Below are 14,837 nucleotides of genomic sequence, written 5' to 3'. Positions count from 1 at the left end.
TTTTCTGCCCCCTTTATTTAAGAAATTGTCATACAAGAGCCTGGACCACCTGTGAATGATAAACCACAGCTTCCTTGTTCGCTATATAAATCTGCCACTTGTTCACGGTGAGATGTCGGAATAACGAAGCGATCTTTATATTTCGCGATAGCAAGAAGACGATACATATCTTCTACATCCTGTTTCGTTAAACCAAGTTCTTTTAATACAGCTTCATTTGGCTCTTTATTAATTTGAAGTGCTCTCATATGCGTTCGCATAACAGCCATTTTCTTCAATGTAAGACGAATGTGTGATTCATCCCCCGCAGTGAGTAAATTCGCTAAATATTGAATTGGAATACGCATATTATCAATAGCAGGGAAAATCTCTTCTGCTTGCCAGTTACTACCTTTTCCCTCCACCATATTCATAATCGGGCTAAGCGGCGGGATATACCAAACCATTGGCATTGTACGATACTCTGGGTGAAGAGGTAGAGCAATTTTCCAATCGATAATCATTTTATAAATTGGCGATTGTTGCGCCGCTTTAATCCATTCTTCAGGAATTCCTTGTTTTTTCGCTTCAGCTGCCACTTCTGGATCATTTGGATCTAGAAAAACAGTAAGCTGAGATTCATATAAATCTTTTTCGTCTTCAACAGAAGCTGCTTCTTTTACTTTGTCAGCGTCATATAGCATTACCCCAATATACCGAATACGTCCTACACATGTTTCCGAACAAATCGTTGGCATACCCGCTTCAATACGTGGGAAACACATTGTACATTTTTCAGCTTTATTCGTTTGCCAGTTAAAATACACTTTTTTATATGGACAAGATGATACGCAGAATCTCCATGCGCGACATGCATTTTGATCGACAAGAACAATCCCATCTTCTTCACGTTTATACATCGCACCAGATGGACAAGATGATACGCACGAGGGATTCATACAATGTTCGCATATGCGTGGTAAATACATCATAAAGACGTTTTCAAAATCTGTTTTAATTTCTTCTTCCATTTTCTTTACGTTCGGATCTTGCAATCCTGTTATATGTCCGCCTGCTAAATCATCTTCCCAGTTTGGACCCCATTCAATTTTGTCGATAAATTCGCCTGTAATTGCTGATTTCGGACGAGCAACTGGTTGATGCTTACGTTGCGGACTATTTGTTAACGTTTCATAATCATAATTCCAAGGTTCAAAATAATCATCAATTGTTGGTTGATCTGGATTGTGGAAAATGTTCATAAGACGTTTCATTTTCGAACCAGATTTCAGCTGAATTTCACCATTTTTCAATTCCCAACCGCCTTTATATTTCTCCTGATCTTCCCATTGTTTCGGATAACCAATTCCAGGCTTCGTTTCTACGTTATTGAAGTACATATATTCAGCACCTGGACGATTTGTCCAGGTGTTTTTGCACGTTACGCTACAAGTATGGCAGCCGATGCATTTATCTAGATTCATTATCATTCCGACTTGTGCTTTAATCTTCAAGCCAATCTACCTCCTTCAGTTTGCGAATTACAACGTTTAAGTCACGCTGGTTCCCAGTCGGACCGTAATAGTTAAATCCATAACTTAATTGACCATATCCACCAATCATATGTGTCGGTTTTACGTGAATTCGAGTTGGACTATTATGCGTTCCCCCGCGGTTACTTGTTAATTTCGTACCAGGTACGTTAATGTGACGATCTTGTGCATGGTGCATAAACGCCATTCCTCTCGGTATACGATGCGTTACAACAGCACGGGCTACAACAACACCGTTACGATTAAAGCACTCAATCCAATCATTATCTGCTACACCAGCTTCTTCAGCATCCTCTTTATTCATCCAAACAGTTGGACCACCTCTAAACAGCGTTAACATTGGTAATGAATCGAAATACATACTATGAATGGACCACTTATTATGCGGCGTTAAATAATTTAACGTAATCTCTTTTCCTTCTACTTCAGGTCGTGATTTACGGAACGGTTTATGTTGCAGAATCGGTTTAAACGTTGCCATCGTTTCACCAAATTCTTTCATCATGTCATGATCTAAGTAGAAAGATTGTCGTCCAGTGATTGTTCTCCAAGGGATGAGGCGTTCCACATTTGTTGTAAACGGTGAGTAACGACGTCCACCTTTTTCAGAACCTGTAAAGGCCGGAGAAGTAATTACTGTTTTTGGCTGCGCTGTAATTTGTTCAAATGTGAAGCATTCTTCTTCACGTTCTTCTGCTAAATCACGTAATTTTAAATCCGTTTGTTTTTCAAGTGCTTCCCATGCTTTTACAGCCATATGACCATTTGTTGTAGAAGAAAGTGTTAATACCGCTTCAGCAGCATTGATTGCTTCTTTTATGTCTGGGCAACCTTTTGCAATAGAATCCGTTCGAACAACTCCTAATCGACTCTTTAATTGCTCATACTCTTTTTCTGCGGACCAAGAAATCCCTTTCGTACCAATCGGTTGTTTTCCCGCATTTGGTCCTAACGAAGTCATTTTGTCATAAATTGTTTTATAATCTCTTTCAACAACATGAATTTGTGGCATTGTTTTACCTGGTATTGGCTCACACTCACCTTTGCTCCAATCTTTAATCTTGCCAAGTGGTTGCGCTAATTCTTGCGGTGTATCGTGAAGAAGTGGCGTTGCAACAACTTCTTTCATTGGTTCAAGATCAATTTTCTTCGCTAAATCTGACACAGCTTTAGAAAGTGAAGTGAAAATATCCCAGTCAGAGCGCGCTTCCCACGGTGAACCGATTGCTGGATTAAATGGATGCACAAATGGATGCATATCTGTACTACTTAAATCATGTTTTTCGTACCAAGTTGAAGCAGGTAAGACGATATCAGAATAAAGCGCTGTTCCAGCCATACGGAAATCTAAGTTAATAAGTAAATCTAACTTCCCTTCTGGTGCTTCTTCATGCCATTTAATTTCTTCTGGTCGTAATGAATCACTATCGTCATTCATTAACCCGTTTGTTGTACCTAATAAATGTTTTAAGAAATATTCGTGTCCTTTACCAGAACTTGAAATTAAGTTCGCACGCCATACGAATAAGTTGCGCGGGAAGTTGTTTTTGTTATCTGGATCTTCAATCGCAAATTTTAGTTCTTTTTCTTTTAATCTTTGTGCAACATATTTTCCGATTTCTTCTTGCGTTGTTGCACCAGCAGCAACAGCTTCTTTATATAATTCAATCCCATTTTTCTCGAATGTCGGATACGAAGGTAGCCAGCCAAGTCGTGCCGCTAATACGTTGTAATCACCGTGATGTTGATAACGAGAGTTGCCTTCTACTGGTGATGCTAGATGTCCAACCGGTGTATCTTCATAGCGCCATTGATCTGTTACGAAATAGAAGAAAGATGTACCATTTTGTAATTTCGGTGGCCCTTGCCAATCTTTTGCCATCGCGATTGTTTGCCATCCTTCTGCTGGTCGTAATTTTTCTTGCCCAACATAATGCGCCCATCCCCCGCCGTTTACTCCTTGTGCTCCAACTAGAAGAACAAGATTTAAAACTGCGCGATAAATCGTATCAGAATTAAACCAATGGTTAATACCAGCTCCAACAATAATCATCGAGCGACCATTTGTATCAACGGCATTTTGTGCGAACTCACGAGCGATTTGAATAATTAGTTCTCGTTTCACTCCTGTCATTTTCTCTTGCCATGCAGGTGTAAACGGTACATCATCATTGAAGTCTTTCGGCTCTTGTCCGCCAAGCCCTCGGTTCACGCCGTAATTTGCTAACGTTAAGTCGTATACAGTTGTAACGAACACTTCGCCTTCTTCTGTCATAACCTTTTTCACTGGAATTGTACGTTCTAATACTTTGTTTCCATCATCAGAGAAGTACGGAATTTGTACAGTTCCAATCGATTCTTCCATTCCAAGTAAAGAAAGACGTGGGTCAATCTTTTCACCTGTTTCTTCATCTTCTAAACGCAAGTTCCATTTCTTTTCGTTATCCCAACGTGAGCCCATTGTGCCTTGAGGTGTTGCAAAATCATTCGTATTCTCGTTCCAAAGAACAGGCTTCCATTCTCCTAACTTCGTTTCGCGTCCAATATCAGAAGCGTTTAAGAAACGATCAGCAACGAATTGATCTCCTTTTTGTTTCAATGTGACAAAGAAAGGAAAATCAGTATATTGCTTCGCATACTTTGTGAAATATTCCACTTGATTATCTACGTAAAACTCTTGTAAGATCACATGCCCCATTGCCATCGCAAGTGCACCATCTGTACCTTGTTTTACACTAATCCAATCATCGGCAAACTTTGTAGATTCAGCGAAGTCAGGACTGACAGAAACGACTTTCGTTCCTTTATATCGAACCTCTGCTAAAAAGTGAGCATCTGGTGTTCTCGTCATCGGTACATTTGAACCCCATGTCATAATGTAACCAGAGTTATACCAGTCACTACTTTCTGGTACATCTGTTTGATCGCCCCAAATTTGAGGAGAAGCTGGTGGTAAATCTGCGTACCAATCATAGAAACTAAGCATTGGCCCGCCCATAAGTTGCATAAAACGACTACCAGCAGCATGACTTAACATCGACATAGCTGGAATTGGTGAAAAACCAACATTTCGGTCTGGACCGTATTTCATTACTGTGTAGAGTAATGAAGCAGAAACAAGTTGTAACACTTCATCCCAATTCGCACGAATGAATCCCCCTTTACCACGTGCCTGCTTATACTTGCGTGCTTTTTCAGGGTTTTCCACAATGCTTTTCCAAGCATCTAGTGGTGACTTGTTATTTTGTAATTCCTCTTGCCACATACTCCAAAGAACACCACGTACATACGGATATTTCACACGAAGTGGACTATAAATATACCAAGAAAAACTCGCTCCACGCGGACATCCTCGTGGTTCAAAATCAGGCATATCTGGACCTGTAGTTGGATAGTTAAGCTCCTGTCCTTCCCAAGTTACGATTCCATCTTTCACATATATATTCCAGCTACATGAACCAGTACAGTTCACACCATGTGTAGAACGAATTACTTTATCATGCTGCCAACGCTTTCTGTACACATTCTCCCATTCACGATCTTCATATGTTTCTTGAGTATGATTATCGTTATAACGATCTATTGGTGAAAAATATTTTAAACGTCTCATTAGTGCTGAAGGTTTCTTCTTCATACTGTTCACTCCTTTAATACGTCTCTCTTACATACCCTTACTATAAGAGAGGTTGTAAAATACAGATGTGACATTTCGCACAGTTCAAGAGATTGTCAAAAATTCAGTAGAAAATAAGTTTGTGAGAAAATCTTTTATTCCGTTTTGAAGGGTTATGATTAATCGTGATTATTAGGAGAATGGTATTTTGAGGTATCGACTATTTTGCAAAAGAAAAACGCAGGAGAAATTCCTACGTTTTTCTTTATAAATATATAAAAAAGAGTTTTGATATTATTTCAAAACTGCCATAAGAAAGAGTTTAGAAATTGTATATAAGGAATTTTTTCTTTAACAATACTATTTTATATCCAGACATATTTTACATAAAACTACAAATCATTATTTACTGTATTGCCCTTAGTTACGGAAACAATTATACTAGATGTAATCGAAATAAATATTCTGAATATTCTTAGAATTAATGACAAAATTTTTACTACCTGCAAATATAATTATAAATTTGTCCACTAAATAGATTAGAAAACGATAATAAAATTAGGAGGATTACGATGCCCCAGCTTGATTCATTACATCCCACTGTAGAAAAAATAATCAATAATATTGAAAAAATAATGGTCGGAAAACGAAAAGAAACAATCTTAGCTTTGACAGCTCTCTTAGCTGAAGGTCATGTGCTATTAGAAGATGTTCCTGGTGTCGGCAAAACAATGCTAGTACGTGCTCTTTCTAAATCCATTGATGCGGATTACAAGCGAATTCAATTTACACCTGATTTACTGCCATCAGATGTAACAGGAGTTTCTATTTATAATCCGAAAGAGCTCCAATTTGAGTTCAAGCCTGGACCAATTATGGGGAATTTTGTACTTGCTGATGAAATTAATCGTACATCTCCTAAGACACAATCTGCTTTACTTGAATGTATGGAAGAAGGCAATATTACAATAGATGGCATTACAAGGCCTTTACCAAAGCCGTTCTTTGTCATGGCTACACAAAATCCGGTCGAATATGAAGGAACATATTCTCTACCAGAAGCTCAGCTCGATCGTTTCTTATTGAAACTAAAAATGGGATATCCTACACCAGAAGAAGAATTTGAAATTTTAAACCGGATGGAAAAAACAAATCCACTCTCTCAATTACAGGCCATTACTACAATAGAAGAATTACTTTATTTACAACAAAGCGTACGGGTAGTAAGTATGGACAAAGCAATTAAGCATTACATTGTAAAGCTTGTTAATCAGACTCGTACGTATAGCTCTATACAGCTAGGAGCAAGTCCACGTGGCTCAATTGCTTTAATGAAAGCTTCACAAGCTTATGCATTTATCCATGGCAGAAATTATGTTATTCCAGACGATGTTAAATTTTTAGCTCCTTACGTTTTAGCGCATAGGCTCATTCTAAAAATGGAAGCAAAATTTGAAGGGATAACAGGAGAACAAGTTATCGCAAAAATCGTTGCACGAACTACCGTGCCGACTCAAAGGACGATGAACCCTTGATGAAACAAATGCTGCGAGCGCTATATCACGTTATGAAGTTATTGCTACTCCCTTTATGCCTAGTCTTAACATTTGTGTACGCTATGTTTCAAGGAGGGTTTGTAAGTTGGTTTTTATTTTACAGCACAATTCCCATTGCTCTTTATTCACTACTACTCCCCTTCTACGCTTTACGGGACGCTGAAGTAAAACGAACAACAAACCAAAATGGATATGTAGTAGGAGAACAATTTGTAAGCACGATTACAATAAAAAGAAAATTTCCTTTTCCCTTACTTTATTTAGTTATAGAAGATGAACTGCCACCACAATTTATAAGTTGTAAACAAACAAAGATGAATAAGGTAGTACTCTTCCCAGGATTGAAACGAAATATTTCGTTTCAATATGTTATTGACACAATCCCTAGAGGCGAGCACACTTTTTCAAGCGTTCGTGTCAAAACTGGCGATTTATTCGGCATGATGGAGAAAGAAGTAACTTTTTCAGTTCCAGATACATTTTTAGTCTATCCCCAGTATGTAGATATAGCGTATCGACAATTGGAAAATCATTTCGAACAAGGAGCGCTTTCAGCAAATATAAATTCTGCAAAAGACTCTACAATCTCTGTCGGTGTCAGAGACTATAAACCTGGAGATCGCTTTTCATGGATTGATTGGAAAGCAACTGCACGAACAAACAATATTATGACAAAAGAGTTTGAACAACAGCGCAGCCATAATATCATGATATTCATAGACAGAACCGAGTCTCCTCTATTCGAATCAGTCGTCACATTTACTGCCTCTATCGTAAGGGCTGTCTTGAAACAAAATTCACCAGCATCATTCGTGTCTATCGGAAAAGAACAAACTATTTTCCCTTTAGATAATGGAGATACGCAGTTACAACAAATCCTTTGTCATTTAGCAAAAGTACAAGCAGACAGTGTATTCCCGCTCTCCCAGAGTGTAGAAATAGAACTAAGAAAAATTTATGAGCCCGTCACGGTTATACTCGTGACAAGTAATCTTTCTCCCGATATTCAAAAGGCGGCTGATTGTGCTGCTATAAGAAATAGAAAATGTATGATTTTTGTCGTGAAAGAAAAAGCGAATCAACTTTCACACCGAGAACTCAGTATATTAGAAACTCTAAAAAAACGACAAATATTTGTAAACACGGTTTATGAAAACCGGTATACAAACGTGTTTTTTGAGGTGAGCAAATGATAACATTACAAGCAAAATACAAGTGGGATACGAACAAATTCTTCATGCATGCATGTGTATTTCTTCTTTTACTAGAATGGATAAGACCTCTTATAGGTATTACAAATGTAGGTAGATTAGATATTTTCGTAACATTTATAGGAATTTGCTTCGCTCTCTCTTTTTTTCAAACGAGGTGGCAGATTCCAATAAAAATTGTCACAGTCCTATTTATCATTCATTCCCTATATTATAAAAATGCTTTTATAAATCCATCTTGGCTAACAACACTCTTTTCTGATATGTCTCGAAATTCCTCCCTATTTTTCCAAGGGAATTTACTAGATATTTCTCCAGTTTTTCCGACGGTTTTATTTTTTCTCTCATTTTGGTTTTTGAGTTCTTTCACTTCATTTTGGATTATTCATAAAAAACGTGGGTTTTTATTTCTTGTATTGACTATTATTTATATCGCAACTTTTCATAACTTACATTTATACAATGCAAACTACGCTATTATTCGTACTGTTGTCATCGGCTTTTTTATGCTTAGTCTTCTTCAAGTAGAACGAATAAAAGAGCGCGAACACTTACAAAATTATGCTAGGGAAATCTCAAAATTACTTAGACCACTTACAATATTTATTGTATTATTAGCAACCATCGCATACTTTGCTCCAAAATTTGGCCCTCAATGGCCAAACCCAATGGATTTTTTAAAATTCAACACATCTGAAGCAAGTAAAGAACAAAAAGTTTCTACAATTGGGTATGGTTTAGATGACTCGCGATTAGGTGGTCCTTTTAAGGCGGATCCTACAATTGTTTTCACAGCACGAACGCAAAACAAACAATATTGGCGAGTAGAAACAAAAGATTTTTATACAGGAAAAGGCTGGGAAATTTCTGAAAATCCGAAAAAGGTTTCTTTTAAAAATAAAAACGACGTCGTAAGCTGGTACGAACAAAATACAAAAACGGAAACGACTGAGGCAACAATTACCATGCTAAAAAGTTATCCTCACCTTACCTATCCAGCAGGATTAGTATCAGTTGAGGCTTCTTCTGATGTATCATACAGTGTTAACTCGTTTTCAGAAAAAATTTATACAATAAATGGAGACTCTTCTACTACTTTACATTCGTATAAAGTAACATATGAGATCCCTGAGTTTTCCATAGAAAACTTGAAAGCTGTAAAAACAAATGAAGGTCAAGAAACAAATCCTTATTTTATGACAAAGTACACACAACTTCCCGAGTCATTACCACAGCGCGTAAAAGACTTGGCTGCCAATCTTACAAATGATAAAGACAACCGATATGATAAAGTATTAGCTATTGAAAATTACTTCACAGACAACTCTTTTACATACGAATCAACGAATGTCTTATTTCCTGCCAAAAGCCAAGATTATGTAGATCAATTCCTTTTCGATACAAAAAGCGGCTACTGTAATAATTTTTCGACGTCTATGATTGTACTACTTCGTTCTGCCGGGATTCCTGCTCGCTGGGTAAAAGGCTATACAGAAGGAACTCTTGACAATACACTTGCCTCTGCAGAAGGTGCGGATGTTTATACAATCACGAACGATAACGCACACTCTTGGGTCGAAGTATATTTCCCAGGATACGGATGGATTCCATTCGAACCAACAAAAGGATTTACCAATCCCTATAATTTTATAAATAATACGCCTGCTCCTATTTCACAAAATAGCGAAGCAAATAATTCTAATAACGAGCAAATACACCAACGAAATAATGAAGCAAAACTTAAAAGTTTAATAGAACATACAGAAGAAGCTTCTACTAAAAAGGTCACAAATTCTAAAACTAGTTTTTCTTGGTGGTACGTATTCCTCTCTACGATACTAATTAGTATTATGGGATACATTCTCTTCATCACTAGAATGAAATGGATGACATTTCTTATTATTCATTTCTATAGATACCGAAAAGATGATGCTGTTTATCAAAAAGCTTACGGTGCACTTTTAAAACAATTTGCGAGAATTGGCATACCACGGGGTGAAAGTCAAACATTCCGAGAATACGCTCTCCATATCGATACACTTTACAAATCGGCCGATATGCAACAACTTACTGCCAGTTATGAGAACGCTATGTATCAACAGGGGCAGGCTGCAGCAGAATGGAAGACATCCGTACACTTATGGGAAGTGCTTATGAAAAAAGCAGGTTCTCTACCTAAATCAGATGGCTTTGATACAGTTATTTAATCTTGAAAATGTGAGTTTAAAGAAAACGTCTCAAAGAACTACATTGTTCTTTGAGACGTTTTTTAATAAAGTGAAACTCCTAATTATTCTCCAAGTACCTTCTCAATCTCAACCTCTAAATCTACCGGCTTCGTCTGCGGCGCAAAACGCCCTACTACTTTCCCGTCTTTTCCGATTAAAAACTTCGTAAAATTCCATTTCACTGCTTTCATACCGAGTAAACCTGGTGCTTGTTCTGTCATGTATGTATATAAAGGATGAGCCTTATCACCTTTCACATCAACCTTTGCAAACATTGGGAAGTTTACACCGTAGTTTAATTCACAAAAACTAGTAATGTCCGCTTCTGTACCTGGTTCTTGTCCCCCGAATTGGTTACAAGGAAATCCGAGTATTTCGAGTCCTTGGTCTTTATATTTATCATACACCTCTTGTAATCCTTTATATTGCGGTGTGAAACCACATTTACTAGCTACATTTACAATAAGAAGTGCTTTTCCTTCGTAATCTTTTAACGATTTTTCTTCACCTGTAATTGTTTTAGCTGAAAAATTATAAACTGTCATTGTCTTTGCCCCTCTCTTCACTATCATTCTATGTTTATACTATACTACATTCGTGAATATACAGCTCTTATTACGTACTTATACGCTATAATGATAGCGCTTTATTTCCGTTCGAAAATTCGGCACAAACTACTAGACTTTTATGATGGAAAGTTTTACAATCGAAATGTGAATAAAATGTGACAGTTTATATTCCATTATAAAAGAAAAGGATGGTGTTCATTATGAAAACTGCACAACATGAAACGATTTCAAATCGCGAGTTTTATTTCGTACTATATATGATGTTATTGTATGTTACTGGCTGGGTAATCGATGTAAATGGTTTATTCTTAAGCTCCTACTTTAATTTAGCAGGAGAAATTATGCTTCCATTAGTTGGTGGGATTGTTGGACTGTTCATTATGTCTATTAATAAACAACAAACGAAATAATAGTATTACAAAAGGCAGAAGACGAGCTTTCGTTTTCTGCCTTTTTTCTATTTTAGCGTATAATAGAAACATGTAATATATAAGGAGTGGTAAATATGAAAAAAGTAGAGCAATTATCTTCTCACCTATATCTTATTGATGATTTCGATTTACAGCATAATGAACGAACAGGTACGTACGTTTTATTAGGTGAAGATATTACTTTAATTGAAACTTGTGCAGCCCCTTCTCTTCCGTATATTTTAGACGGCTTACAACAATTACATATTGATTTAAACGAAGTTAAAAACATTATCGTTACACATGTTCATTTAGATCACGCCGGTGCTGCTGGTTTAATGATGGAAAAATGCCCAAATGCTACGTTATATGTGCATTCTCGTGGTGCTCGTCATATGATTGATCCAACAAAACTTATTTTAGGTGCAAAAGCTGTGTACAAAGAAGATTTCGATAAACTCTTTGATCCAATTCTTCCAATTGAAGAAGAACGTGTTCATATTGTACAACATGGTGATACGTTAAAAATTGCAGAAGACCGCATCCTTACATTTTATGATACACCAGGGCATGCGAAGCACCATATTAGCATTCACGATTCATTAACAAACGGGATTTTTACTGGCGATACAATTGGAATTTATTATAGAGAACTCGCAGACGTTGATGTAGAGTTATATCTACCATCAACGTCCCCTTCACAATTCCAACCAGATGCGATGATTGCTTCTAAAAATCACATTCAAAGCATGAATGTAGATACTATTTATTTCGGTCATTACGGCGCATCCTCTCATGTTACAGAAATATATAATCAACTGGAACATTGGCTACCTATTTTCGTTCATACTGGTAAGGAAGTCTTTGAACAGTATAATGATTTCGATGAAGCGACTAAAGCTTTACAAACTTTATTAATGGATAAAATCTCTTCTCATCTTACAAAGTTAAACGTTCCAGCAGATCATTCCGTTTATAACATTTTACATCTAGATATAGAAATTAGTGCGATGGGCATTATTGATTATTTCACGAAGCAAGAAAAAGCAAACTCCACTATTAACTAACAGTAAAAGAAGAGATATACAACAGTAGTTATTGTATATCTCTTCTTTTTTTGAATATATTTTGAGTAAAGGATGGTGGAATATAATGCAAAGAGTAATGCTATACCTCTGCTTCACATTATTTATCGTCTTATTATTATTTGTTGGAGTGAAGATTCAATTTTATTTAGATACAGACGCGCAAGTGAACTTTAACGTTTATCCAAGATTATTCTACTTTACACTCTTTCCTCTTTTGGTCGGCATTTTATTACGATTCCTTCAATCCATTAATCACGAAACAAGTAAACAAAACTGGAGTTTTCAACCGGATAAGTTTATCGCTATTACAGTGCCTACAATATTAATTTCCTTTTCTCCAGCACTACTTTTCTCACCACTTGGCGAATACCTACCTTATTTAGCTAATGTTATTCTTATAAATACAACTTTTGTTACGATAATTAGTTTAATAGCTGGTTATTCACTATTAGATTGTTTTATACAAAAGGACAATGCAACGATGAAAAAATATAATTGAATGCTCTATTTAATCGTGCAAGTCAAGGATTGTACCTCCTTGGCTTGTTTTTAGAATAATTATATTCCTGTATAATACAGTTATCGAATAAAATTCGGAGGAATGATACAATGTTTTTTCAATTTTTTCTACTAGCAATCATTATGTCTTTTATTAGTGGTCGACTAATTGGTACAAAACTAAATCTTTTCAAACAAGCAAGTGCAGCAACTTTAGGTGTTTCACTTACGTCAGCTCTGTATTGGTTTTTATATTTACGCTATCAAGATGAATCGGTTGTCGGTGTTGATAGATATTTTTGGCTAGGAAGCTCATTAATTGTATCCATGCTTTGTTACCTAGTTTTTGAATTATTTGATCCTATTAGACGAGGCGAAATGGATGACGTAGTAACGGAAAGCCGAAATCCTATTTCAAAATTCTTCGCAAAGGTTGGTAGACAAAAAAGATATATGCGTGTCTCTTCTATTGCAATAAAACACGGAATGGGTAAATATTTAGCTTTAAAGCGCTCGCCAGAAGCAGATCGTAAGCTCGCCACTTCACTTCGAAATACACTAGAAGAATGCGGCGGTGTATTTATTAAATTCGGACAAGTTTTATCAACTCGCTCTGATTTATTACCACCTGCTTTTATTCACGAGTTATCAAACCTTCAGGAAAATGTAACGCGTTTATCACAAAAACAAGTTGAAGAAATATTAAAAAAGGAACTACATATACCAAAAGATGAAATTTTCAGCTCCTTTGAAATGGAACCGTTAGCTGCCGCCTCTATTGGCCAAGTACATAAAGCGAAGTTGAAAGAAAACGACCAGGATGTCGTCGTTAAACTACTACGTCCTAATATTTCTGAGACAATTAAACGTGACTTAGATATTTTAATTCATTTTTCTTTATGGATTTCCAACAAATCAACTTGGGCTAAAAATATCGGATTTCTTGATTTAGCACATGGCTTCTCCATCGCAATGAAAGAAGAAATTGATTTCAAAATTGAGGCTCGTAACTTCGAACAAGTGTCTGATTCACTAAAAAATAGCGAAACGAAAGTAAAAATACCGAAAGTATATAAAGAATACAGTAATTCAAAAATACTTGTGCTTGAATTTTTAGATGGAGTAAGTGTTAAAAGTGGGTCAGCATTATTAAATGAATTACAAATTGATACGAAAAAAGTACAACGACAACTCTTTGATTGTATTTTAGAGCAAATTTTCTTTAAAGGTATTTTCCATGCAGACCCTCATCCAGGTAATGTGTATGTTCTTCGTGATGGCACACCTGCATTACTTGATTTCGGTTCCGTCGGGCGATTAGGAACACTACAACAAGATGCATTCAAGCGACTACTTATCGGCTTTGAGCGCAAAAATTCTTATGTCTTGCTTGATGGACTGCTTCAATTAGTTGAAAAGAAGCCAAATGTTGATAAAGAGGAATTAGAACAATCTATCAGTCAATTATTAATCCAAAGTACGTATGGTTCTACAAATGGTTCTGAAGAATTCATTCAGGGGCTATTTCAAATAATCGCTGAGTTTGAATTAGCATTTTATCCAATGGTTGCAGGGGCTTTCCGTTCTCTAATTACGCTAGAAGGAACGATGCTGCAACTAAATCCCGAATTCAATTTAATGGACGAAGCGAAACGCTTTGCGAAAGATCATGCAGCTAGTTTCATGTCAGTTAACAATTATTCTAGTTTAAAAGAAGCTGCAACAAACGAATTACTCGCTATGTTACCTGCCATGCGACGCATTCCTAGAAAACTAGATGATTTAAGTTCAAAACTAGAAAACGGAGAACTATCCGTTAAGGTTGGCTTTTTCTCTGAAGAAACAAATGCATCGTTTATTACTACATTTATCTCACAATTCCTCATTGCATTTATTGGAACTGCATTTGGTGGGATTTCGGTAGGCGTATTGCATTTAGCAAACAGTGCGACAGAGCCAAATGATCAATTTTTAAGTGTCGTTGGTTACGGTGGTTTATTTATAAGTGCGATATTACTTGTAAGAGTCGCTATTCATGCGGTAAGGAAATTTAAGTAATAATAAAATGAGTATACAATCACGTAGATTGTATACTCATTTTTTATTGTTTACATATTCAATATGTAATAGTT

At 36.4% G+C, this 14,837-nt stretch carries 10 protein-coding genes; 7 read left to right on the top strand and 3 right to left on the bottom strand.

The annotated features are described in order from the left end of the window. Window positions 1-17 precede the first annotated feature (17 nt). Together narH and ASE54_RS03885 are read right to left on the bottom strand one after the other, a co-directional pair. Window positions 18-1,493 carry a nitrate reductase subunit beta gene (gene narH, locus ASE54_RS03890; protein ID WP_000692656.1) on the bottom strand — a complete coding sequence of 492 codons (1,476 nt, stop codon included), beginning with the start codon at window positions 1,491-1,493 and terminating at the stop codon, window positions 18-20. Beyond that, on the bottom strand, window positions 1,483-5,166 hold the full coding sequence (locus ASE54_RS03885; RefSeq protein WP_000729100.1) for a nitrate reductase subunit alpha: 3,684 nt from the start codon (window positions 5,164-5,166) through the stop codon (window positions 1,483-1,485). Before ASE54_RS03885 ends, narH begins: the two co-directional genes overlap by 11 nt. 551 nt (window positions 5,167-5,717) lie before the next feature. On the opposite strand from ASE54_RS03885, the gene ASE54_RS03880 reads away from it, so the two are divergent. From ASE54_RS03880 to ASE54_RS03870, 3 genes are read left to right on the top strand one after another with little or no spacing between them, the layout of a single operon-like run. Continuing rightward, the gene (locus ASE54_RS03880; protein WP_001135803.1) at window positions 5,718-6,680 is read left to right on the top strand and encodes a MoxR family ATPase; all 963 of its coding nucleotides are present in this window, start codon (window positions 5,718-5,720) and stop codon (window positions 6,678-6,680) included. Next, the gene (locus ASE54_RS03875; protein WP_000812152.1) at window positions 6,680-7,894 is read left to right on the top strand and encodes a DUF58 domain-containing protein; all 1,215 of its coding nucleotides are present in this window, start codon (window positions 6,680-6,682) and stop codon (window positions 7,892-7,894) included. The genes ASE54_RS03880 and ASE54_RS03875 overlap by 1 nt, the downstream gene beginning before the upstream one ends. Then, window positions 7,891-10,119, top strand: a complete 2,229-nt coding sequence (locus ASE54_RS03870; protein WP_000631744.1) for a transglutaminaseTgpA domain-containing protein — start codon at window positions 7,891-7,893, stop codon at window positions 10,117-10,119. The genes ASE54_RS03875 and ASE54_RS03870 overlap by 4 nt, the downstream gene beginning before the upstream one ends. A gap of 83 nt (window positions 10,120-10,202) precedes the next feature. Here the strand turns inward: ASE54_RS03870 and bsaA are convergent, their stop codons facing one another. Continuing rightward, window positions 10,203-10,685 carry a glutathione peroxidase gene (bsaA, locus tag ASE54_RS03865; RefSeq protein WP_000219526.1) on the bottom strand — a complete coding sequence of 161 codons (483 nt, stop codon included), beginning with the start codon at window positions 10,683-10,685 and terminating at the stop codon, window positions 10,203-10,205. A 224-nt stretch (window positions 10,686-10,909) separates the two neighbouring features. On the opposite strand from bsaA, the gene ASE54_RS03860 reads away from it, so the two are divergent. From ASE54_RS03860 to ASE54_RS03845, 4 genes are all read left to right on the top strand, one after another. Then, complete coding sequence (locus ASE54_RS03860) at window positions 10,910-11,119, top strand: DUF3925 domain-containing protein (protein ID WP_000844984.1); 210 nt, start codon at window positions 10,910-10,912, stop codon at window positions 11,117-11,119. Between the two features lie 95 nt (window positions 11,120-11,214). After that, window positions 11,215-12,186: an MBL fold metallo-hydrolase gene (locus ASE54_RS03855; protein ID WP_000755005.1), complete on the top strand. Its 972-nt coding sequence runs from the start codon at window positions 11,215-11,217 to the stop codon at window positions 12,184-12,186. A gap of 85 nt (window positions 12,187-12,271) precedes the next feature. Beyond that, complete coding sequence (locus ASE54_RS03850; protein ID WP_001190002.1) at window positions 12,272-12,706, top strand: hypothetical protein; 435 nt, start codon at window positions 12,272-12,274, stop codon at window positions 12,704-12,706. Between the two features lie 110 nt (window positions 12,707-12,816). Further along, a complete protein-coding gene (locus ASE54_RS03845) occupies window positions 12,817-14,763 on the top strand; it encodes an AarF/UbiB family protein (protein WP_000466001.1) in 1,947 nt (648 codons plus the stop codon). Window positions 14,764-14,837 lie beyond the last annotated feature (74 nt).

Source organism: Bacillus sp. Root131 (assembly GCF_001429475.1).
Taxonomy (GTDB): domain Bacteria; phylum Bacillota; class Bacilli; order Bacillales; family Bacillaceae_G; genus Bacillus_A; species Bacillus_A thuringiensis_S.
The sequence above is the reverse complement of the archived record's forward strand: the minus strand, read 5'-3'. Positions and strand labels throughout refer to the sequence as shown.